Genomic DNA, 21,103 nt, shown 5'->3' with positions numbered 1-21,103 from the left:
GCTGTCTGGAGAGTGGCCGCTTCGATGAGCGCATCGAGGAGATGCGCTGGCAGTTCGAAGAGTTGCGGGTCTCACTGTTTGCCCAGGAGCTGGGTACTGAGCGGCCGATCTCGCTGAAACGAATCGAGAAGCGTTGGAAGGAGTTGGGGCTGTAAGCAGGTCTCCATGCTGCGAGAGTCTTCCTGTGTGTCAGAAATGCTCATAATAGCCGGCGCTGATCGGCCTTTTAGGACTCGGCCGCTGTTCCGTATTTACTTGTCGGCTGAATCGCGGATTCCGTTTATGTCAGCTGCTGCCGGTCTGAAGAACGATTGGCCTGAGCCGGTCGCAAGGCTTGGGCTGCCCCTCCCTGCATGCTATCGTTCCGTCCGGTTTTTCTGTGACGGAATAGTTTCATGACTCAATGTTTCTGTGGCTCCGGCCAACCCTTCGAGACCTGTTGTCAGCCGATTCTGGATGGCGCGGAAGCTGCCAAAACCGCCGAGGCGCTGATGCGTGCCCGCTACACTGCGTTTGCTGCGCGGCGAACTGAGTTTTTGCATGAGTCGCTCCATCCGGAGCATCGTCAGGACCACGATCTGGCCGCAACCCGGCGCTGGGCGGAGAATTCCGAATGGCTTAACCTGGATGTGCTCGATGTACAAGACGGCGCTGCGGATGACGAGCAGGGCACGGTGGAGTTCATCGCCACCTATAAAGAGCGCGGTGTGATCCATCCTCATCACGAGGTGAGCCAGTTCCAGCGGGTTGACGGGGCCTGGTATTTTGTTGAGGGGCGTCTGGTGATGCCGAAGACGGAGACCCGCGGTCAGCCGAAAGTGGGACGCAACGAGCCTTGTCCCTGCGGCAGTGGGAAAAAATATAAAAAGTGCTGCGGTCGCTGAGTGTTCTATAGTCGGAAAGAATCGGCCTGAGCAATGGAAAGTGTGATCGGGCTGGAAGAAAGATGTTGACTTTTGTTAAAGGAGTTCAGTTTTGAGTCGTTACTTTTGGTACATTTTTCCCGCGGGGATACGCATATCTTAAGATAGGACCTGGATGTGATGAGTAGAGGAGAGAATATTTTGCGGGGTCGGCACTGTCGCTGGATCTTGCTGAGTGTCGGTATGCTGCTGGTCAGCACGACGGTGAGCGCCGATATCTACAAATATCGGGGAGCGGACGGCCACATTCTTTTTTCCGATCGGCCGATGAAGGGCAACTATCGGCTGTTGTGGAAGTCGATCTCCAAGAAGCCGGCAAAAAAGGCTTCCTCTAAATCCGCTGTAAACTTGTCAAAAAATCGTCAGAAATTGACCCCTCTGATCGATGCCACCGCCAAGCAACTTCGGCTTCATCCCGGGCTTTTGCACGCTATTGTGGATGTGGAGTCATCCTACAATCCCAAGGCGGTCTCCAGCAAGGGGGCCAAAGGGTTGATGCAACTGATGCCGGCCACTGCAAATCACTATGGCGTCAGTGACTCTTTCGATCCCAAGGAGAATCTCAAAGGTGGTGCCCGCTACCTGAAACATCTGCTTAAGAGATTTGAGTTCAATCTGGGGCTGGCGCTGGCGGCTTACAATGCCGGGGAGGGTACGGTGAAAAAGTATGGCAATCGGATCCCTCCCTTTCCTGAGACTCAGCAATATGTCGAAAAGGTGCTGGGCGTCTATCGTAAGAACCGTCAGGCAATGCTCAACTGATCGGCTTCAGCCGACCATCAGAAAGTCTTTTTCCACACGATATCCAAAGCTCGAAAGCTGCTCGCCGATCAACTCGCGTGCGCCGTGATTGTTGACGTAGACCAGCACAAATGGGCGTTTTTTCTGGTTTAGCCACTCTGGGTCAACCACAGGTGCGTTGTCTATCCGATTGCCGATCTTACGTGGGTCGATGTCGATCCAGGCGTTTACTTTGAAGCCATAATCGAGCAGGTATCGGCAACGCTTACGGGTCTTGCGCCCAGCCCCCCAGACAACCAGATCATGGCGGCGTTCCAGCAGTCGTGGCTCTTTCGCCAGATAGCGCGCGCGCAGAGAGTCGAAGGCTTCCCGGCTGCAGCGTGGGTCGGTACGCGATACTCGGCCTGGGCTTTCGCGCCAGTCGAGCAGTTTATGGGGCAGTTTCTCCATCCGGTGTCCCGCCTGATGCAGCCTTAACCACAGGTCATAATCCTCAGGGAAGGGGCCCTGGCGGTAGCCACCGATCTGGATGATCGGCGTGCGGCGAAAGGTCACCGAGGGATGGGGGAAGGGGGATTCGATATAGATATTGTGCGCGATCTCTGCTGCCGAGAGGCAGCGATTTTGCCAGCGTATATATTCACGAAAGCCGGCCTGGAGCTGTTCCTCGGGGAAGATTCTTGCCTGGCTGGCAACCAGGGTGACATTCGGGTTCTGTTGTAGAAAAGCAAGCTGGCGGCTGAGGCGTTCAGTATGCATGCGATCGTCGCCGTCGATGCGGGCGATCAGTGGGGAGCCGGCCTGAGCGAGGCCGTAATTGAGTGCATCCACCAGCCCCTTGCCAGGGTTACTCAAGATGCGCAGGCGTTGGTCCCTGTCTGCATATCGCTCAAGAATGGCCAGGGTCTGATCACTGCTGCCGTCGTTGATCGCCAGCAGCTCAAAATCCTGGAGGGATTGGGACTGTATCGAGGTGATACATTCATCGAGAGTGGCCGCAGCATTGCGTAGCGGCAGGAGAACGCTGACCCGGGGCCCCATTGGGGGGCTGGTTACTCCTGGATGCTCCAGCCTTCAATCAGTTTACTGATGATCGCCTCGTCACGATTGGAGATGTCGATGATCTGAAAGCCGGTCCAGTAGCTCCCGGCCTGGGCGGCTTCACTGCACCAGAGCGCCTCAGCGCCAAAGCTGATCTGGCTGTGTTGCTCGACAAGCTGGGGCATCAGGAGGTCAAATTGATAGATGTTGCCGGTTTTAATCGCTTTTTCGCTCAGCAGCATAAAGCCAGCAGCGCTGATGTTGACCACGGTGCCGACTTTGGATCCGCTAATCTGGTCTTTGATAACCAGACGATCGTTTGCGATCTTTCGCGACAGTTTGCGTTTTTCTACCATTGTTTCTGTCTATTTCAGGGGGAACTGCAACTCGCTCTCTGGTTCGGATGAGTCCTCTTCCAGAAGTTCGCTGGCCAGGTCTTCGGTTGCCTGCAGGGAGCGTTGCAGCATACGGCGGATGGCGTGCAGGGTGCGATCGACAAACGGGTCATTGCTCTCTTCAAGCATCCGGGACTTGCCGGCGATGACCTCTTGCGCCAAGGTTCGCAAGGGTTTGATGGCGGTCTGTACACCAGCGCGATCGACAAACATACAGGAACCGGTAAGCGGGCTCAGCCAAGAAAGTTTGACCCGCTTGTTCTCCCCACTGGTGGGATCGTCGAGTTCAAACCAAGTGCCGTACTCCACCTTACGCAACTTCTCCATCATATCCAGTTCATCTTGCGGGATTTCGGCTCCCTGCTGTTCAGCCTCTGCCTCTTCGATGTCTGCGGATGTGCCGGTGATCTCTACTGGTTCGGATGCGGTATGGGGAAGAGCTGCCTTTGACGGCGGCTCGGCCAGTACGGCGGCACCGGCGGCAATTGCTGACTCTGGGGTAGCGAGCAGCTCAAACAGCGCCTTGCTCTTCTCCTGATGGATGTCTCCGAGGGATTCAAGCCCCTCCTGGATTGAGTCCCGCAGATTGGGGAGGCTGTTTTCCAGGTCGGACATCTCACTCTGCGAGCTTTTCGGCTCGAATGCCCAAGTGAGTTCGTCGGCGACACGCAAGGCCTCTTTCCAGTCTTCACTAAGCTCGCCGTCCGGATGACGCAGCAGGATGAAGATAAGCTTGTCGGTCCAGGTCTGAACCAGAAAATCCTTGGCGACTTGCGGCAGGGAGGCGTTGAAGGTGCGTGCCTTCATCTCCTGGCTGGCACGTTGCCGCGCGATGGTGAGTTTCTCCCGACCCTTGGCTGAATCCTGAGCACGCTTCTCGAGAACCTCAGTCTTTTTGCGGAAGTTATCCATCTCCAGCCGGAATGAGTTCAGCTGCTCGGAGAAGAGCCCGATGTTGTCGGTGAACTCCTTCAATACGGTGTCGACCACGTCCTGCATGGCGGGGTAGATGCCACGTTTCAGGTTGTGCTCGTCGATCCAGTGGCTGCCGGCTTCAACCAGACTGTCGAGTAGCAGTCTTGCATCATGGTTGGAGTCTGTCAGCAGGCTGCGGTCGATGATGGCGACCTTTAGGTAGGGGGTGTGCAGATGGCTGATCAGTGCCTTGGCGACCGCAGGCAGGACGGGATCGTTCAGCATGTATTCGAACAGCATGCCGACCAGGTCGATAGTGTCTTCGTCCACCGTGTCGAGCTGGTTACGGTCGACCTGATTGTAGAGCTTGTGGCGTTCCTCGATCAGAGTCTGCTTGATGCGATCGAGAAACTGCTCGTCGAGCTCCACATTGGGGATGAAGGGCGTGGCGCTCTGCAGGTCAGGCAGATAGTCTCCGTGCGCCTCCGGCTGAATCTCGTTGAGTGCGGAGACGATGTTCTCTTTGGCGACCGGGGGCCCTTGGCGATCAGCTGGCGTAGCTGCCGAAGCGTAATTGTGGTAGATGCTGTCTGAGGGCAGCTCCCCCTTGGGGCGGGCTTTGTGGTCATCGGCTGAGCCGAGGGTGGAGTGGGGTGGACCAGCATGACGCCGGTTCGACATCAGGTCGAGTATCGAACCGAATAGCTCCTCGCCCAGCTCCTGACTGGTCTGGGGTGCGTCATCCGCCTGGGACTCCTGCTTTGCCTTGGGCTGACTGGCAGCGCTTTCAGATTTCCGCACAGCCGGGCGCAGATGAGGCAGCACACCGGCTTCTTTGAGATTGTTGTTATAGTCTTCGTAGAGGCTGCCAAGCTGCTTCAACACGTACTTGTTGAAGAGTGCCAGTACGATGATGCGAATGCGGGATTCCAGACCCAGGCCGTCGATCGCATCGTTGAAGGCGATGGTCAGCTGATAGGGGCCGGCGGGGATTCGCTTGGATTTGACTTCGTTGCCGCCGTAGACGACGGAGAGGCGCTGGCTGAGTGCGTAGAGCTCGGTGCGGTGCTCGCTGATAGTTTTGGCCACCATGTTTTCGAGTGCAGTGGTCTGGTCCATGGCATCCCGGTCCACCAGTTCGAGCTCCATGTCGCTGCCCATGCCCAAGCCGCCGGAGTGGCTGTTGGATGATTCCCAGAAATGGTCGAACCCTTCGCTCAGTTGTTCACGGAACTCGTGTTCGACAAGGCCACGGCGGTTGCGGATGATGGCCATCGCCTCGAAAAAGCGGTTTTGCACTTCGTTGGTTTCGGCCTTTTGCGCGAAACTCATCAGCGCCTTGTCTGAATTGGCGAAGAGTTCGGTCAGTAGTGCGCTGACATAGACGAGCACCATGTCCTTGCAGCGGTTGAGCAGGGGGCGAAACTGCCTCTGGTACTTGCTTTTGCGGGGGTCCAGCGAAGACACCTTAGATTATCCTTGAATGCAGAGATGACCCGATACAGCGGGGATCTAGTTACCCAGAGAGACCGCTGACTTTTACATTTTTCTCTACCCGATCCGACTGGAAATCGGGGTGATCATAGTTAATTCTTGTGAAAGCGTGAGAGTAGCATGTAGTGTCCTATTAATGAACGCCAAGTTGGGTCGTGTTGGAGCGGAAGTGATGTTTTGCTTCTAGATTTGCTGTCGGGTTGGCACTCATCTTGGCGTCGGGTCAGTCATCGCCGATGATGCGGGTCTCCTTGGTGGCGCTCAATAGCTTCTCGCCCTGGCCGACGCTTGCAGCAAACACCATCCGGTAGGTGTTTACTTTTCCTTCCTCGGCTGCTCTCAGCTTGCGAATGGCGGTTTTTGCCTCTCGATACTTCTCCTTTTCATCAAGGTGCTCGAGCTGGCTATCTGGGGTGATTTTAAAAATATAGAACGGCATTTCTATTTCCTGATTGGCCTAAAGTTTTTGTAGATGTTCCGCTATATACGAATAGAACGATTTTAGAGGATCTAGGCAGTCTGCCGGTAGCCCAGGATCAGTTGAGTGGGTGTTGATGGCATATCCCGGTGTGCTGCTTGAGTTGACAATTGTGGACGCAGACGATGGAGCATCGCAACGTGTATTCACCTTCAGAAAAACTGGTTGCAGACGTTGAACATCTGGTTTCGCTGCCAGATATTTGCGTGAGAGTCAACATGATGGCCGATTCTTCCCGGTATTCAGCACTCGATATCGGCAATGTGATCATGCAGGATGCGAACCTCTCGGCACGTCTTCTGCGGCTGGTCAATAGCGCATTTTTTGGGCTGCAGGCCCCGGTGGAGACGATCTCGCGGGCAGTCACCATAATCGGTACCAAGGAGCTGAGAAACCTGGTGCTGGCAACATCTGCTGTAGAGGTGTTTAGAGGTATCCCCGCTGACCTCGTCGATATGGTGGAGTTTTGGCGCTACTCACTGACCACCGGGGTGATTGCGCGGGAATTGGCCGAGCGCTGCAATGTTCTACATGGAGAGCGTCTGTTTGTGATGGGTGTGTTGCATGATGTGGGGCGACTGGTCATCTATCTGAAGGCGGCAGACAAGGCTCGGGATATACTGCTGATCACCGCAGGCAGTGATGAGCTTCTGCCGCAGGCGGAGTCTGGGGTGTTGGGCTTTACACATATGGATGTGGGGGCGGCACTGCTGAAGCGTTGGAAACTGCCCGAGAGTATCGTAGCCACGGTTCAGTTTCATCATCACCCCATGGAGACGCCAGAGTACCGGCTGGAAACGGCTCTGGTGCATATCGCCAGTAGACTGGCTTATGCTGAGTTGATGGGCGAATTCCTGGATGGTGTGATCGATAACATCCATCCTGAGGTGTGGGAGATTACCGGCCTGATGGACGATGAGGTCCTAACCATGATGGAGCAGGTGCCCGTACAGGTTGCTGAGGTGATGGAGGTGGTGCTCGCGCCGATGCAGCCCTCCAGCAGCCTCCCCTCTGCACGAAGCTGACGTGTCAAAATAGCGCTCCCACCGGTTATCAAGCAGGCGTTACCAAGCGGTTTCAGTCCGCTTTATTCCCCTGCATAAGCGCTCAGCTTCCCCCTATTGTGTTGGTTGTATCTGGTGCTGGACCAGTCTTTTGGCTGGTGCGGCTGCAGAGGTTTCTTTCTGGCCTATGCAAATTTGCTGACGGTATAAACACAAACTGGGAAAGGAAAATTTTAGGTTGTGGTAGTGTATGGGGTGGAATTTGGTGGAGTGAATCAGGTGCTCATCTGTTTCTCTCTAAAAACAAATAGATAGAATGTATTGTTGATCCAGTTTGTTGTCTCTGCAGGGTGGCTTGTTGGAGGCCAAACTGGGTACGCTGGGGCAGGTGGGATGCCTGCCAGTCCCGGCTGAATAGCCTTATCGTTCGAAACATGAAGGAGACGAATCGTCATGATCAAGCCTGTTGGTTCCGATGAACTGAAACCTCTGTTCGTCTATGACCCGGAAGAGCACCACAAACTCTCCCACGAGGCCGAGAGCCTGCCCTCCGTCGTGATCAGTTCCCAGGCCGCGGGTAACGCGGTGATGATGGGTGCCGGTTACTTCAGCCCCCTGCAGGGTTTCATGAATGTAGCTGATGCTATGGGTGCCGCAGAGAAGATGACTCTCAGCGATGGTAGTTTCTTCCCTGTTCCCGTGCTCTGCCTGCTTGAGAACACTGATGCCATCGGTGATGCCAAGCGCATTGCCTTGCGTGACCCCAACGTCGAGGGTAACCCGGTTCTGGCCGTGATGGACATCGAAGCCATCGAAGAGGTCAGTGATGAGCAGATGGCAGTAATGACCGACAAGGTCTACCGTACCACCGATATGGACCACATCGGCGTCAAGACCTTTAACAGCCAGGGCCGCGTGGCCGTCTCTGGGCCGATCCAGGTGCTGAACTTCTCCTACTTCCAGGCTGATTTTCCCGACACCTTCCGTACCGCGGTGGAGATCCGTAACGAGATCAAAGAGCATGGCTGGAGCAAGGTCGTCGCCTTCCAGACCCGCAACCCGATGCACCGCGCTCACGAGGAGCTCTGCCGCATGGCGATGGAGTCCCTGGATGCCGATGGTGTGGTCGTCCACATGCTGCTCGGTAAGTTGAAGAAGGGCGATATCCCAGCCCCCGTACGTGATGCTGCGATCCGCACCATGGCCGAAGTCTACTTTCCGCCGAACACCGTGATGGTCACCGGTTATGGTTTCGACATGCTCTATGCTGGTCCCCGTGAGGCGGTACTGCATGCCTACTTCCGTCAGAACATGGGCGCCACCCACTTCATCATCGGTCGTGACCACGCCGGCGTGGGTGACTACTACGGTGCCTTCGACGCCCAGACCATCTTCGATGACGAAGTGCCAGAGGGCGCCATGGAGATCGAGATCTTCCGTGCCGACCACACGGCTTACTCCAAGAAGCTGAACAAGATTGTGATGATGCGCGACGTGCCGGATCACACCAAGGAAGACTTCGTACTGCTCTCCGGCACCAAGGTGCGCGAGATGCTGGGCCAGGGCATTGCGCCGCCGCCTGAGTTCTCCCGCCCTGAGGTGGCGAAGATCCTGATGGACTACTACCAGTCCATCAACAGCTGATCCTGATCTGGTTCAGTGGTAAAACCCGCCCCGGCGTAGGCCGGTGGCGGGTTTTTTTATGCGCGGCAGGCAGCCTGTCCGGCTGAAGCCGTAGCCGTAGCGAACATGGAAAAACGCTCTTCGACTGGCTAATGATTACTCCAGGTCAAATTTCGGCTTGCCCAGCTATTGCAGTTTGACTTGGACAGCCTGCTCCCGGTATTCATCCATCTGGTCAAAGTTAAGATAGCGGTAGAGTTCATCTGCCATCGGTTCGAGATTGCCGACCTGCTGCAGATACTCCGCCAGCGTCGGGATTCGCCCCAAGATCGAACAGACTGCCGCCAGCTCCGCCGAGCCGAGATAGACATTCGCCCCCTTGCCGAGTCGGTTGGGGAAGTTGCGGGTGGAGGTGGAGACTACCGTGGCGCCATCAGCGACCCGCGCCTGGTTGCCCATGCAGAGCGAGCAGCCTGGCATCTCGGTGCGCGCACCGGCACGGCCGAAGATGCTGTAGTAACCCTCTTCGACCAGCTGGCGTTCGTCCATGCGGGTTGGCGGACAGATCCACAGCCGGGTAGGGATGCTGCTCGCTGATTCAAGCACCTTGCCTGCGGCGCGGTAGTGGCCGATGTTGGTCATGCAGGAGCCGATGAAGACCTCGTCGATACTCGTGCCGGCCACCTGGGAGAGCACTTTGACGTCGTCGGGGTCGTTGGGACAGGCGAGGATCGGCTCCTTGATCTTGTTCAGATCGATCTCGATCACTGCCGCGTACTTGGCGTCGGCGTCGGCTTCCAGCAGTTCCGGGTTTGCAAGCCAGGCCTCCATCGCCTCGACTCGGTGAGCCAGGGAGCGGGCGTCCTGATATCCGTTGCTGATCATCGACTTCAACAGAGTGATGTTGGAGTTGAGGTATTCGATGATTGGTGCCTTGTCGAGCCTGATGGTGCAGCCGGTGGCTGAGCGCTCGGCGGTCGCGTCGGAGAGCTCAAAGGCCTGTTCCACCTTGAGCTCTGGCAGCCCCTCGATTTCGACGATGCGGCCGGAGAAGACATTTTTCTTGCCCGCTTTGTCCAGCGTCAGTAGGCCATCCTGGATCGCTTGGTAGGGGATGGCGTTGACCAGGTCGCGCAGGGTGATACCGGGCTGCATCTCTCCTTTGAAACGCACCAGCACCGATTCGGGCATGTCCAGCGGCATTACTCCTGTGGCGGCGGCGAAGGCCACCAGGCCGGAACCAGCGGGGAATGAGATGCCGATCGGGAAACGGGTATGAGAGTCGCCGCCGGTGCCTACTGTGTCGGGCAACAGCATACGATTGAGCCAGGAGTGGATGATGCCGTCGCCGGGTTTCAGCGAGACCCCACCGCGGGAGGAGATGAAGTCGGGCAGTGTGTGCTGTGTCTTGATGTCCACCGGCTTGGGGTAGGCAGCGGTATGGCAGAAAGACTGCATCACTAGGTCTGCGGAGAAGCCGAGACAGGCCAGGTCTTTCAACTCGTCGCGGGTCATTGGGCCGGTAGTGTCCTGTGAGCCGACGGTGGTAATGCGTGGTTCGCAGTAGTTGCCGGGGTGCACTCCATCTAGGCCGCAGGCCCGCCCCACCATCTTCTGTGCCAGGGTGTAGCCTTTGGTGCTCTCTTCTGCCGTCACTGGCGACTTGAAGATATCGGAGGCAGGCAGTCCGAGGGCCTCGCGGGCCCGAGCAGTGAGACTGCGCCCGATGATCAGCGGGATGCGTCCCCCCGCACGAACCTCGTCCAGCAGCACTTCAGTCTTGAGTTTGAAGGTGCTGATGGTTTTATTGGTATGGTGCGCGCGGATTACCCCTTCGTAGGGGTAGATGTCAATCTGATCCCCCATCGCCATCTTCGAGACATCGCACTCGATCGGTAGGGCCCCGGCATCTTCCAGGGTGTTGAAGAAGATCGGCGCGATCTTTCCACCGATGCAGAAGCCGCCAGCGCGCTTGTTGGGGATATTAGGAATGTCATCGCCGGTGTGCCAAAGCAGTGAGTTGGTGGCAGATTTACGTGAGGAACCGGTGCCGAGCACGTCCCCTACATAGACCAGCGGGTGACCTTTCTTTTTCAGCTCGGCGATGATCTCGAGCGGCTTGCCCTCCAGGCCCTCGCGGGGGTTTTGCAGCATGGCGTTGGCGTGTAGCGGGATGTCAGGGCGCGACCAAGCCTCGGTGGCGGGCGAGAGGTCGTCGGTGTTGGTTTCGCCGGGCACCTTGAACACCGTCAATGTTATCTTCTCAGGCAGTTTTGGACGGCGCCTGAACCATTCCGCGTCGGCCCAGGATTGCAGAACTGCCTGGGCGTGCGAATTGCCCTCATCGGCCTTTTCCTTAATATCGTGGAAGGCGTCGAAAATCAACAGGGTAGTACTCAGCGCAGTGGCGGCAGTGGGTGCTAGTTGGGCGTCATTCAGTGCATTGATCAGTGGGGCGATGTTATAACCCCCGAGCATGGTGCCGAGTAGCTGTGTTGCTTTGATCCGATCAATTAATGGCGAGCTGCATGCACCCTTGGTCAGGTCAGACAGGAACGCTGCTTTTACATAGGCGGCCTGGTCGACACCAGCAGGTACTCGGTTTGAAATCAGCTCCAGTAGAAAAGCTTCATCCCCACTAGGAGGACGTTTCAACAACTCTACCAGTTCTGCAGTCTGCTCAGAGCTGAGGGGGAGTGGAGGAATGCCCTCTTTTGCGCGCTCTGCTGAGTGTGTGCGGTAGGAATTGAGCAACGGTGGATACCCTCGTAAAAGAACAAATAGGTTGGATGCTTTGAGTGCATTGTTTCAAAGCTATAGGATTCAACTCTGAGAATCCTAAGTATGATACTTATAGCTTAAACCCAGCCCACTTTCTGCCTGTAAATTCTGGGGTTGATGTCCGGCCTGCCTCGCGGTAGCTAATGGAGGGCCCGTGCTAATTCTGATCGGTTTTTTGGGGACTGAGAGAGCCGAAATACTTACTTGGTGCGACCTTGGCTTCTATCCATTTGACCTTTAAATTGTCCTGACTGTTTATTATTCCAATGATTGTAGTGTATTCGTTAATAAAGTCAGGGTTGTTCATGTTGATTAACTCGATGTAGGATTTCGGCGGTGTGGAAACATATGGGCCGATATAGATGGTTCCTCCATTTCTGTTGGTATCTGCGATCAATTCTTTTAGCAGGTTAATGTCGAGCTGCTTTCCTTTTGAAGCACGTACAAAAATATTGAAGTAATTGAACCCTTGGTTGATTCTTGCGAGACGATTCCTGTTGAGTGAAATTATTTCGTCCATTGCGATCAGTAAATCATGCTCTTTTAAATCGTAGACAAATGATTTATTTACAAGGTCAAGGTCGTTGGATTTGTCTTGATAGATATTGATGGAACCAAGATAGGTGCTGGCCATCAAGGGTATGATTAATAGAGTGTAGATAACTCTTGGATGATTGAGCTTTCTTGCGATAGCTATTGATATTGCAATCGTCGCGATAGGTAGGAACCAGATCCAGAATTCATCTGAGATTGCTTCCCACCATATGAAGAAAGTCATTTGCACAAACGATGCTGTGAAGATAGAAGTGGCGATTGATTGACTTGTTAGACCAAGGTAGCCGCCACTTGGTATTAGAATCAATAGCATTATTGTGCATATAAAAATGGATACAACAATGATGCTGTATGTTGAAGTCCCCAGGCTGTGAACTAAAAATGGGTAGGGGTGTATATGTCGGTACGGAAATCTCTTTTGAAGGGAGTCTATAATAGAATTGGATGAAAAAATAAAATTGCTCGACAAAAGGCTTTTACCAATACCCATGGCTGCGTTAGCAAGAGACTTTATCGATAAACTTTTCATGTCAGGGTTTTTTTTGAAGGTTTCTGCGTAACCTGCCATGTATTCAGTAGGTGTTTGAAGTTGGTTGCGCTCAGTGTCATAAGCGTATACGCATAAATATATCCCAATTGTGATTATTCCAGTAAGTGCTGGTGCAATGATTCCAAATTTTAGTCTGGTTTGAATCGGAAATTGGGTGGCGATGAGGGTTCCTGGGAAAAGCCCAACAACAATGATGGCGAGGGCTTGGTGGTGCAGAATCATGCCTATGAAGAATGCAATTGATGCAGCCAGGCTGGAAATATAACGCCCTTTACCAAAAAGGGTTAGTGTTTTGAAATGATAATAGAAGCCGCCTAGCATCAGAGCTACAGCTGGTATGTAATTATCCCCTACTATGGAATAGGACCAATAGCCGGCGCTTGTGGCGCAGAAAATTACACCAAGTAAGGCGATATCCTTGCTGGTGGTCTCAATTAAAATTTTGTTTAGAAAAAAAAGCCCAATTATGCCGAATATACTGGAGTATAGTGAGAGGAAAGTAAGGGGGTCGATGGTGAAGGTGTTGGATGAAAACTGATAGATTGGGCGAAGTATATTTAAATACAGGTGATGCGTATTGATGATTCCAGAGTCAATGGAGATTTCATATGCCCAGCGGATGGAGTCATCTGCATAATTCCAGTATTGGGTTGGGAATAGAATATATACAGCACCAATTATAATAAAGATAAATTGTGGCGAATTACCGTGACTTAGGGTGGATGCCAGCCACTGGTCGAATGTTTTAAGCTTGATTTCCATGGCTGTGTCTGCATGACCTGAAGGGTTTTATCTGCGATTTATAGCGATAGCCTTTTAAATAAGCGCTCTGGGATGAGTTTTATAACTGCCATGATGTAACGCCAAAACCATGGTAGATAAACAACGTCCATTTTTTTTTCAATCGCCTTGATGATTCCTTGTGCAATGACACTGGGGTCAGCCCAAAGTATGCCCTTCTCAAAGTCTTTTGTCATTGGGGTATCAACAAACCCCGGCTTAATTGTGATTACACGCACGTTTTTTTTGTGCAGGCGATTTCTGAGTCCTTGGAGGAATATACTGATAGCCGCCTTTGCTGATCCATAGACATAGTTACTTTGCCTTCCCCTGTCTCCAGCTACTGATGAGATAGCAATGATGGTGCCACTGGCCTGCTGTTCAAAGTGGTTGGCGATTAATGTTAAAAGTGATATTGCGCTTAAGCAGTTCGTCTTGAATTCAGTATATGTTTCAGTGTAGGAAATTTCGCATGCTTTCTGGTTTGATAGAGTTCCATGTGCGATTAATGCGATATCCAGTCCATTCATCTCGTCGATTGCATTTTGAATGATTGCTGAATGCTCAGATGTATTGTTGATATCTACTGTGCTAGTTATTATCTTGTGAGCCCCTCTAACAGATAAATCATCAGCAATTATCTTTAGCTTCTCTTTATTTCTTCCTACTAAAAAAAGCGCGTGCCCATTTTGCGCTAGTATTTTGGCAGTTTCCTGTGCAATGGCAGATGTTGCGCCAAAAATGATTGTTTTTTTCATGAGAGTTCTCCGGTAACACGTCTCCAGAAACTGGATGAGAAGATTGGGTCAATATAGTTCTGAAACTCTTGCCATTGAGGAAAGTAGTGTTGGAAACTACAGGAAGACATTCGGGCATCCTTGGCAGGATAAACGCTTCCTCCTGAGTCTCTAACTATGCAATCCAGTTTGTCTAGTAAGGTAAATATATTCTGTCCGTGATTGGGGAAGTCTAGCGCAAGAGTAACTCCTTTTTTGGGGAAAGACATCATGCCTGGGGATTTAATATCGCTGAAAGTTTTAAGTACAGCAAGGAAAGATCCATATCCCGATGAGGCAATCAGTTTGAGCATGCTTTCCAAAGACTTATTGCCATCTTCAAATGGAATCAAGCACTGATATTGCATAAATCCTGCTTTACCATATAACCTGTTCCAGTTGTGAATGCTGTCTAGGGGGTAGAAAAAGGGGTCAAAATATCCTTTTTTTTGTTTGGCAGGTTTGAGTTGCTTGTGGTAGTAAAGTTGGTTGAATGTTTTTACCGTAAATCTATTTAATAAGAACTGAGGGGCGTCAATTGGAAAGTTTATTGTCTTATCGCATGGTGTGGATGGTGTTTTATCCAGACATGGTGCTGCGTGATTTGCACGGGAAAAGATGCCTCGGCCAAGTGATTTTCCCTTCGCCATGCAGTCTAGCCATGACACTGTGTATGTATAGTCATCATTTGAATCGTGTGATAAATCAAAGAACTCATTGAGATTGGTATATTGAATATTTTCAATCTCCATAAAGGGGTTGGAGATGCGTAGTAAACGAAGCTTTGCCCAGGTTATTATTCCTGTTAATCCTAGACCTCCAATTGTTGCGGAAAATAAGTCTTTATTGGATCTTGGTGAGCAAATCAAGCGGCCTTTGTCTGATCTTAATAGTTCAAATTCAATGACGTGGCAGCCGAAGGTGCCGGCATTATGGTGGTTTTTTCCGTGGACATCATTTGCAATTGCACCTCCTAATGTCACTAGTTTCGTGCCTGGTGTTACCGGAAGAAACCACCCTTGTGGAATAATGAGACGAAGTATCTCAGATAGTAAAAGGCCTGACTCGCAGCATAGAATTCCACTGGATGGGTCGAATGAGATAAAGTGATTTAGTTTTCTTGTTAATACCAGTGTTTCGTTGTGGTTAAGGCAACTGTCACCATAACTTCGGCCGTTGCCGAAAGGTAAAATAGTACCGTGGTCTCTGGCTGGTTGCGGTAACATACCGTTTCGCCAAACAAAATTACATGCGGAGTGTTTTGTCTTTGGGAATTTTCCCCAGGATTGAATTTTTTTCATTAGCTTATGTTTGTTGCTGAAATTGTGATAATCGCAACGATGACGCTAAGAATTTGACTTTGTCTGTCTTTAAATGCAAAGACGAGGGGGTCATCGGGCATCTCGCCGCGACCGGTCTTCAGCCAGACACGACTGATCCAATAGAGTAGTGTGGGACAGATAAGCCATATGATTTCCGGATTAGGATACAGTGCCATTACATTTGGGCTATTAATGTATAGCGCCATTACTAGGACTGACATATATCCACTTGCAGTTCCCATGCTATGTAAGTAGTCAAGATCTTGAACAATATACCCGCGGCCAACGGTATTGTTCTTTTCATCTCTCCGTAGTGATACAAGTTCTGCGCTGCGTTTGGCAAGGGCAAGACTCAAGAAAATAAACATTGAGAATGCAAGAAGCCAGAATGATAATGAGATGCCGGAGACTGCAGAGCCTGCAATAACGCGAATTACGTAAAGTCCTGCCAGAACAAGTACATCAATCAGGACAATTCGTTTCAATGCGAATGAGTATGCGAGAGTAACCAGAAAGTAAAATATTAGTACTACCAGGAATTCTTCTGAAAGAAAGGCGGCAATCAACAGGCTGAGAAGCAGTAGTACCGGTATCATCAATACGCCATGTAACAGTTGAATGTCGCCTGATGCAAATGGCCGCTTCCTTTTGCGCGAGTGGTTTCGATCTGCACTAAGGTCAAGGAGGTCATTTAAAATATAAACAGATGAAGCGCAAAAACTGAAAGCTATTGCACCGAATAGCGTGTCAACAATGAGTCCGGCTTCGTTTATCTTGTGGGCTGTTAATAATGGTAAAAATAGAAGGATATTTTTCATCCATTGATGGATTCTAATAGCGCTAAAGTAGCGTCCTATATTGGCCGGTTGATCCTTGAAGATATGTGTAACGATAAATCTATGCTTTGCAAGCCGCTCTGTTTTACGGCTGGGATTGACCAAAATGCAAGTTTGTGAGTGTTCCCAGATGGGCATGTCGACCATTGAGTTGGCCGCATATTCAAACTCTCCATCCCCGACGACTTCTTTTATGGCGGCAAGTTTCCTCTTTCCTGACATGTTTATGTTTGTTGAACTGGCGATTATATCCGTGAATATACCAAAGTGCTGTGCAATTATTTGTGCATATTTTTTATTTGATGCTGTTGCTAAATAGATTTTTCTTCCTGTGGTGTATTCATGGTGCAGATACTCAACCAGGTTGCTTTGGTAAGGCAGGATTGATGCGTCAATGTCTACTTTATCTGCAATTTTCTGCTTCAGATATGCTTTCCCATTTATTGCCCAATAAAGCACTAAAAAAACATAAAGTGGATTGCTTTTTACAAGCTCAAAAAAAGACTCAAAAAGAATGTCGCTCCTAGTAAGTGTTCCATCAAGGTCTACAAATAGTGGGAGTGGGTAACTCTGCTTGTTTGGCGTTGTGTTCATTAGGTGTCCTGCTATTGTAGATGGCGCAAGATTGTTAACAGAAGCCAAGGTTTTTGGGGTTGTACTGAGTCGCGTCAAGATTTTGTGTTGGTCTCGTTATTTTTTCTGAATTTTAGAAGAGATGGTTCATTCAATTCCAACCAGCTCATGCACACTAAGCCAATGAATACCGCAAACCACAGGGTGGATACGCGGCAAATGATTGTTGAGGCAACAGCATCTCCTGGTGAGGCGCCGGCAGCGACTAGCAGGAATCCCATAACCGCCTCGGTGCTGCCAAGGCCGCCGGGAATAAATGAAAGAGCCCCTATGAGAACACTGATTGCATAGATGCCAATGCCTAGCCAGATGGTGACTGATATGTCCATAAGTTGTGTTATGAAATAAAATGCATATCCTTCCGCACCCCAGGATAGGAGACTTAGAAGAAGGCCTCCAGCCAATATCCAGGATTTTAATAGCGGCATTGATAAATGGATCATTTGGAATGCTTTTTTAACAAAAACTGATAATTTTGTATGGGGTGATGGAGTCAGAGCTGCTTCTGAATATTCAATTGTACGTTTGCTCTGTAGCACTAAAAGTGCGAGAGAGATTATTGCGACTATTCCGATCTCGATATTTTTATACTTGTCGAAGTGAATTGCAGCGAAGCCGGCAAGAATGCACATTGCAAGCAAGTCAGAGAATCTTTCAGCAAATAGTGCGGCAAGGCTTTTTGTAAGGCTTATGCCGTACCTTTTTAAGTATACGAACCGAATGGCTTCACCCACTTTACCTGGCGTGGTTGTGAGGGAAAAGCCTGAAAAGTAATAGAGAATGTGTTTGTTGGCGGGGATGTGATGCCCGAATTGATTGACATACCAGTTCCATCTAGCAAAGCGGATAATGTAGTTGAATATTGATAAACCAAGAATGATAATTAATGCGAGTGGGGTGAGATTTGTTAATGCAGATAGGATGTTATCTTTGCCGGCATATATCGTCATCAGCACGTAAAGAAGGATCCCAATAAGCGCTGAGTAGATTAGGGGTTTGATGTAACTGGCCATTATTCTTCCGGCGGATTGTATGTTACCTGAGTTTGTAGGCATCGTAGGATTTCTTATTACTTTGGCCTTGTATATAGGTCTAATAATAGGAGCAGCAGTATATATTTTAGGCTTATATTGCAGATTGTGTGGGTAACTTGATTGGTTACTGCCATGATCATTTTTTGAACCACTGGAAGCGACTCCCTCAATGAAACCTACTGACCTGTTCACCGCACCGTTGGATTGCCTGCTCCCTGGGAGGTTCAGAGTGTTGAGTTTGATCCTGATAAGAGTCGAATCGACTTCAAGGTATGCTTCAAGCATGGAAGCCGCTTCACCTGCCCGTCTTGCGGGGCGAAGGCCAGGCAGCCCATGCCACCAAGCCGAGAATGTGGTGCCACCTCAACTTTTTTCAGCACGAAGCCTACATTCATGTCGACCTGCCACGAGTACGCTGCAAGCAGTGCGGTAAGACAACACAGGTCGCTCTCAGACAGGATTTACTCAGAGCGGTTCGAGGCGCTGGTGATCACTCTGTTCAGACAGATGCCAGTCAACGCTGTTGCCACACACCTCAATGTCAGTGATGATACGATCTGGTGCATGCTCCACCACTTGTGGACGGCGCCTGTGAGCAGGAGGACCTCAGCGAGGTGAAGGCCGTCGGTGTTGATGAGACTGCCTTCCCAAGGCCATATAGTGATGTCATGATCGTCATTTTCGGGCCTGATAGTCGGCTAAACTAGATTCACCCTTACTGCAATGTCATTAACTAAGCGTTAGCCGACTGCATTTGCTAATGTTAGTAGAAACCATTTCTAAGCACAGAGGACAGATTATGCGTGTCCAGCAAGTCTTTGTAACGGATATGAAACAGCAGGTAGCAAAGCTCATTTCAATCCATCAGGGGCTTCTAGCCAAAAAATTTCTTCAGTCGTTTACCAAGCCAGCCGCCCTTCTTCTCTTGCCTAATAGTACCCTGAACGACAGAAACGTAGTCTTTGTCATCGGTTTTGATGTGGTTGATCAGCCAGGTGCGTAGCATGGCGGATACTTCCGTGGCAGCAGCAGGATCACCTTGCTCGAATCGGGAGTGAAACCCGGACAGGCGTTTGATGAAAAGTTGATGAATACGCTGATGCCCGGTCAAGAATTCATAACCAGCCTGTTCTTGAAGGCTCTCTTCAAAGGCGAAGTGGGTCTCAGTGTAATCAATGAGTTCCTGGAATACGTCGCTGATCTCGTCTCGATCCCAAGACTCAATAGCTGCTTGCAAGCGGTTGATATAGTCGACGATTCGCTGGTGTTGCTGATCGATTACGTTAATGCCCGTGTCGAGCGATTTATCCCATTCCAGATAGGCCATATCTTCATACCTTTGCGGTTACTGCAACGTAGCCGGTTAAATGATAATCAATCGGGCGGGGAAATCTGGGAGATTGGTCCAGTATCACGCAATAAACCGACCGCAATTTTTGCGGTCGGTTCGGGGCGAAGGTCGGTTTGCTGTTAACTGGACTCTTTGCAGAGCTCCACTTCAGCCTCGATAAGCATCTCTACAATAATTTCGACCTCATTGGGATTGGTCTCTGAGATTTCCCGGAATTCCTCGCAGGTCAGGGAGAGCATGTCTTTCATAGTGCACCTCGACTAGTAAATAATTAAATACTTATATAGTATTGATTGCCGGATCAGTCAATGCCTTTTTTCATTCTTTTATTGTGTTTTATGATTGCCCCTTCAGTTTGGGAAGCCGATTGGTAGATGATTGGGATCTAAATTCATGGCGGCGCGACTGGTGCTCAGTTTTTCAAAGGCGGATGCTGCTTGACACCCTTTTCACTGGCACCAAGGAGACTCTATCGTTTATGAAATATGGTTATCGAATAGTGGACTCAGAACGGGTCTACGATGGCTTTCTAAAACTCAATCGCTATCGTCTCAGGCATGAGCTCTACGAAGGGGGTGAGAGCCGTGAGTTGGTGCGTGAGCGAGTTGAACAGCTCAGAGCATCGATGGTATTGCTCTACGACCCCCACCGCGATCAAATGATTCTGGTCGAGCAGTTCCGCATCGGCGCCTTGGGAGCGGTAAAGCCACCTTGGGTGCTGGAGGTTGTCGGTGGTTATGTCGGGGAGGCAGAGAGTTCGGCAGAGGTGGCCAGGCGTGAGGCGATGGAGGAGGCCAACTGTCAGGTTGGGCGGCTTGAGCATATCACCCAATTCATGGTGAGCCCCGGTCTCTCGGTAGACCGAATCGATCTCTACTGTGGAGAAGTGGATGCCTCAGCCGCGGGTGGGGTGCATGGGCTTCAGCATGAGGGTGAGGATATCCGGGTGGTGGTGATGGATGCTGATCAGGCGCTTGCCGAACTCTATGGCGGACGGGCCAACTCCACCAGTATTATCATTGCCCTGCAGTGGTTTCAACTGAACCGGGAACAGCTGCGGCAGCGCTGGCTTGCAGAGGGCTAGGTAGTCTGTCGAATTTAATCCGCGGAGCCAGTAAAATATAAATATGCGAACAATAATGGAGCGAAATCGAGGCTTTCCGAAAGTGTTTTCTGAAGGAATTAGAAGGGTTGTTTGTGCAGATGCTGGTGGTTGCCAAGGTCACGGGGTTGTTCAAGTGAGGCGTCGCGCATCATGCTTTCCTCAGAGGGCTTCGTACAAGCCTACAATGCACAGGCTGCAGTCGATATCGATTCTTACCTGATCGAGGAAAACCATATCAGCCAACAGCCCAACGACAAGCAGAAGATCACGCCAGCCCTAGACTCCTAGGGCAGCAGCTCAACCTTCAGCCAGAATGTCTGCTCTCTGCGTGACCGGGTAGATCCTCGCAGGCCGCCACTCCGGGCCGATTCACTCACGTTGTGCCCCGAGCCGCCAATCGCACTCCACTGGCCTGGTTCAATCTCAATCACGCTGATCAGACGCAGGCCAACGGAATCCCCGCTGAGCCCTGCTGGCTGCGAAGCCCATGCGCTGATCTCGACTCGGATCTTATCGCCCACCACTCGAGGGGTGAGTATAAGGCCACGTTGTAACTGTTGGTAATTTGCCTGGTGGGAAAATCCAAACAGGGGGCCAACCACTGTCAGCGCGCCACCCCGATCCAGCCTCCGGCGCTCCTGTTGGCTGATATAGACCTGATGCCCATCCAGCGTCTGCAGCTGCAGTGGCCGGCTCCAGCGGGAGCGGGTGCGATAGCTGTGAGTATGCTGGTTGCCAGCAGGATTGACGTTGCTTAGCTGGAGCA

20 protein-coding genes and 1 pseudogene are annotated in these 21,103 nt (G+C 51.2%); 9 read left to right on the top strand and 12 right to left on the bottom strand.

What is annotated here, in order from left to right:
- From RIFP1SYM_RS19040 to RIFP1SYM_RS11080, 3 genes are all read left to right on the top strand, one after another.
- Window positions 1-155: DUF3418 domain-containing protein (locus RIFP1SYM_RS19040; protein ID WP_139042126.1), on the top strand; the 155-nt coding region annotated here is incomplete at its 5' end.
- Between the two features lie 240 nt (window positions 156-395).
- A complete protein-coding gene (locus tag RIFP1SYM_RS11085) occupies window positions 396-884 on the top strand; it encodes a YchJ family protein (RefSeq protein WP_005964409.1) in 489 nt (162 codons plus the stop codon).
- Between the two features lie 159 nt (window positions 885-1,043).
- The gene (locus RIFP1SYM_RS11080; protein WP_138921748.1) at window positions 1,044-1,685 is read left to right on the top strand and encodes a transglycosylase SLT domain-containing protein; all 642 of its coding nucleotides are present in this window, start codon (window positions 1,044-1,046) and stop codon (window positions 1,683-1,685) included.
- A 6-nt stretch (window positions 1,686-1,691) separates the two neighbouring features.
- Here RIFP1SYM_RS11080 and RIFP1SYM_RS11075 read toward each other — a convergent pair whose 3' ends face one another.
- The 4 genes from RIFP1SYM_RS11075 to RIFP1SYM_RS11060 all read right to left on the bottom strand — a co-directional run bounded on the left by RIFP1SYM_RS11075 (window position 1,692) and on the right by RIFP1SYM_RS11060 (window position 5,948).
- Window positions 1,692-2,705 (bottom strand): glycosyltransferase, encoded by a 1,014-nt coding sequence (locus RIFP1SYM_RS11075; protein ID WP_005964404.1) that lies wholly within the window; start codon window positions 2,703-2,705, stop codon window positions 1,692-1,694.
- A gap of 11 nt (window positions 2,706-2,716) precedes the next feature.
- Window positions 2,717-3,061 carry a PilZ domain-containing protein gene (locus tag RIFP1SYM_RS11070; protein ID WP_006474095.1) on the bottom strand — a complete coding sequence of 115 codons (345 nt, stop codon included), beginning with the start codon at window positions 3,059-3,061 and terminating at the stop codon, window positions 2,717-2,719.
- 9 nt (window positions 3,062-3,070) lie between these two features.
- Window positions 3,071-5,482 (bottom strand): DUF1631 domain-containing protein, encoded by a 2,412-nt coding sequence (locus RIFP1SYM_RS11065; protein WP_005964398.1) that lies wholly within the window; start codon window positions 5,480-5,482, stop codon window positions 3,071-3,073.
- 250 nt (window positions 5,483-5,732) lie between these two features.
- Window positions 5,733-5,948 (bottom strand): hypothetical protein, encoded by a 216-nt coding sequence (locus tag RIFP1SYM_RS11060; protein ID WP_005964393.1) that lies wholly within the window; start codon window positions 5,946-5,948, stop codon window positions 5,733-5,735.
- 164 nt (window positions 5,949-6,112) lie between these two features.
- Here RIFP1SYM_RS11060 and RIFP1SYM_RS11055 point away from each other — a divergent pair, with 164 nt between their 5' ends.
- Complete coding sequence (locus RIFP1SYM_RS11055; RefSeq protein ID WP_138921749.1) at window positions 6,113-7,012, top strand: HDOD domain-containing protein; 900 nt, start codon at window positions 6,113-6,115, stop codon at window positions 7,010-7,012.
- Between the two features lie 432 nt (window positions 7,013-7,444).
- Window positions 7,445-8,635, top strand: a complete 1,191-nt coding sequence (gene sat / locus RIFP1SYM_RS11050) for a sulfate adenylyltransferase (RefSeq protein WP_005964387.1) — start codon at window positions 7,445-7,447, stop codon at window positions 8,633-8,635.
- 165 nt (window positions 8,636-8,800) lie between these two features.
- Here sat and acnB read toward each other — a convergent pair whose 3' ends face one another.
- The 6 genes from acnB to RIFP1SYM_RS11025 all read right to left on the bottom strand — a co-directional run bounded on the left by acnB (window position 8,801) and on the right by RIFP1SYM_RS11025 (window position 18,166).
- Window positions 8,801-11,368 (bottom strand): bifunctional aconitate hydratase 2/2-methylisocitrate dehydratase, encoded by a 2,568-nt coding sequence (gene acnB, locus RIFP1SYM_RS11045; protein ID WP_005964385.1) that lies wholly within the window; start codon window positions 11,366-11,368, stop codon window positions 8,801-8,803.
- Window positions 11,369-11,552: 184 nt separating this feature from the next.
- On the bottom strand, window positions 11,553-13,262 hold the full coding sequence (locus RIFP1SYM_RS11040; protein ID WP_005964382.1) for a hypothetical protein: 1,710 nt from the start codon (window positions 13,260-13,262) through the stop codon (window positions 11,553-11,555).
- A 38-nt stretch (window positions 13,263-13,300) separates the two neighbouring features.
- Complete coding sequence (locus tag RIFP1SYM_RS11035; protein ID WP_005964378.1) at window positions 13,301-14,038, bottom strand: SDR family oxidoreductase; 738 nt, start codon at window positions 14,036-14,038, stop codon at window positions 13,301-13,303.
- Window positions 14,035-15,357, bottom strand: coding sequence for an FAD-binding oxidoreductase (locus tag RIFP1SYM_RS16995; protein WP_005964373.1), 1,323 nt, complete (start codon window positions 15,355-15,357; stop codon window positions 14,035-14,037). Before RIFP1SYM_RS16995 ends, RIFP1SYM_RS11035 begins: the two co-directional genes overlap by 4 nt.
- Complete coding sequence (locus RIFP1SYM_RS11030; RefSeq protein WP_050798755.1) at window positions 15,357-16,808, bottom strand: UbiA family prenyltransferase; 1,452 nt, start codon at window positions 16,806-16,808, stop codon at window positions 15,357-15,359. Before RIFP1SYM_RS11030 ends, RIFP1SYM_RS16995 begins: the two co-directional genes overlap by 1 nt.
- Window positions 16,809-16,882: 74 nt before the next feature.
- On the bottom strand, window positions 16,883-18,166 hold the full coding sequence (locus RIFP1SYM_RS11025; RefSeq protein WP_005964367.1) for a lysylphosphatidylglycerol synthase transmembrane domain-containing protein: 1,284 nt from the start codon (window positions 18,164-18,166) through the stop codon (window positions 16,883-16,885).
- Between RIFP1SYM_RS11025 and RIFP1SYM_RS19035 the strand changes: the two are divergent.
- Window positions 18,154-18,297 (top strand): annotated as a pseudogene (locus tag RIFP1SYM_RS19035) (hypothetical protein); the annotation flags it as partial. The gene RIFP1SYM_RS11025 and the pseudogene RIFP1SYM_RS19035 sit on opposite strands and share 13 nt — an antisense overlap.
- Complete coding sequence (locus RIFP1SYM_RS19030; protein WP_369126557.1) at window positions 18,275-18,499, top strand: helix-turn-helix domain-containing protein; 225 nt, start codon at window positions 18,275-18,277, stop codon at window positions 18,497-18,499. The pseudogene RIFP1SYM_RS19035 and the gene RIFP1SYM_RS19030, both read left to right, overlap by 23 nt.
- A gap of 256 nt (window positions 18,500-18,755) precedes the next feature.
- Here the strand turns inward: RIFP1SYM_RS19030 and RIFP1SYM_RS11020 are convergent, their stop codons facing one another.
- A complete protein-coding gene (locus tag RIFP1SYM_RS11020; protein ID WP_005964364.1) occupies window positions 18,756-19,208 on the bottom strand; it encodes a bacteriohemerythrin in 453 nt (150 codons plus the stop codon).
- A 502-nt stretch (window positions 19,209-19,710) separates the two neighbouring features.
- Between RIFP1SYM_RS11020 and RIFP1SYM_RS11015 the strand changes: the two genes are divergently transcribed.
- Together RIFP1SYM_RS11015 and RIFP1SYM_RS18170 are read left to right on the top strand one after the other, a co-directional pair.
- Window positions 19,711-20,316, top strand: coding sequence for an NUDIX domain-containing protein (locus RIFP1SYM_RS11015; RefSeq protein WP_006474101.1), 606 nt, complete (start codon window positions 19,711-19,713; stop codon window positions 20,314-20,316).
- 171 nt (window positions 20,317-20,487) lie between these two features.
- The gene (locus RIFP1SYM_RS18170) at window positions 20,488-20,625 is read left to right on the top strand and encodes a hypothetical protein (RefSeq protein WP_006474102.1); all 138 of its coding nucleotides are present in this window, start codon (window positions 20,488-20,490) and stop codon (window positions 20,623-20,625) included.
- On the opposite strand, the gene RIFP1SYM_RS18165 is transcribed toward RIFP1SYM_RS18170, so the two are convergent.
- Window positions 20,622-21,103, bottom strand: a 482-nt coding sequence (locus RIFP1SYM_RS18165) for a hypothetical protein (RefSeq protein ID WP_039960341.1), incomplete at its 5' end; no start/stop codon positions are given. The genes RIFP1SYM_RS18170 and RIFP1SYM_RS18165 overlap by 4 nt on opposite strands.

Source organism: endosymbiont of Riftia pachyptila (vent Ph05) (genome assembly GCF_000224455.1).
Classification (GTDB): domain Bacteria; phylum Pseudomonadota; class Gammaproteobacteria; order Chromatiales; family Chromatiaceae; genus Endoriftia; species Endoriftia persephonae.
Note: the sequence above shows the minus strand (reverse complement) of the source record. Positions and strands in the feature narration are given on the sequence as shown.

What these genes read in the sequence shown, in the direction of transcription:
- RIFP1SYM_RS11085 (WP_005964409.1), top strand. Translation starts at nt 396, where the DNA reads ATGACTCAATGTTTCTGTGGCTCCGGCCAACCCTTCGAGACCTGTTGT.
- RIFP1SYM_RS11080 (WP_138921748.1), top strand. Translation starts at nt 1,044, where the DNA reads ATGAGTAGAGGAGAGAATATTTTGCGGGGTCGGCACTGTCGCTGGATC.
- RIFP1SYM_RS11075 (WP_005964404.1), bottom strand. Translation starts at nt 2,705, where the DNA reads ATGGGGCCCCGGGTCAGCGTTCTCCTGCCGCTACGCAATGCTGCGGCC.
- RIFP1SYM_RS11070 (WP_006474095.1), bottom strand. Translation starts at nt 3,061, where the DNA reads ATGGTAGAAAAACGCAAACTGTCGCGAAAGATCGCAAACGATCGTCTG.
- RIFP1SYM_RS11060 (WP_005964393.1), bottom strand. Translation starts at nt 5,948, where the DNA reads ATGCCGTTCTATATTTTTAAAATCACCCCAGATAGCCAGCTCGAGCAC.
- RIFP1SYM_RS11055 (WP_138921749.1), top strand. Translation starts at nt 6,113, where the DNA reads ATGGAGCATCGCAACGTGTATTCACCTTCAGAAAAACTGGTTGCAGAC.
- sat (WP_005964387.1), top strand. Translation starts at nt 7,445, where the DNA reads ATGATCAAGCCTGTTGGTTCCGATGAACTGAAACCTCTGTTCGTCTAT.
- RIFP1SYM_RS11040 (WP_005964382.1), bottom strand. Translation starts at nt 13,262, where the DNA reads ATGGAAATCAAGCTTAAAACATTCGACCAGTGGCTGGCATCCACCCTA.
- RIFP1SYM_RS11035 (WP_005964378.1), bottom strand. Translation starts at nt 14,038, where the DNA reads ATGAAAAAAACAATCATTTTTGGCGCAACATCTGCCATTGCACAGGAA.
- RIFP1SYM_RS16995 (WP_005964373.1), bottom strand. Translation starts at nt 15,357, where the DNA reads ATGAAAAAAATTCAATCCTGGGGAAAATTCCCAAAGACAAAACACTCC.
- RIFP1SYM_RS11030 (WP_050798755.1), bottom strand. Translation starts at nt 16,808, where the DNA reads ATGAACACAACGCCAAACAAGCAGAGTTACCCACTCCCACTATTTGTA.
- RIFP1SYM_RS11025 (WP_005964367.1), bottom strand. Translation starts at nt 18,166, where the DNA reads ATGCTTGAAGCATACCTTGAAGTCGATTCGACTCTTATCAGGATCAAA.
- RIFP1SYM_RS19030 (WP_369126557.1), top strand. Translation starts at nt 18,275, where the DNA reads ATGTCGACCTGCCACGAGTACGCTGCAAGCAGTGCGGTAAGACAACAC.
- RIFP1SYM_RS11020 (WP_005964364.1), bottom strand. Translation starts at nt 19,208, where the DNA reads ATGGCCTATCTGGAATGGGATAAATCGCTCGACACGGGCATTAACGTA.
- RIFP1SYM_RS11015 (WP_006474101.1), top strand. Translation starts at nt 19,711, where the DNA reads ATGAAATATGGTTATCGAATAGTGGACTCAGAACGGGTCTACGATGGC.
- RIFP1SYM_RS18170 (WP_006474102.1), top strand. Translation starts at nt 20,488, where the DNA reads ATGCTTTCCTCAGAGGGCTTCGTACAAGCCTACAATGCACAGGCTGCA.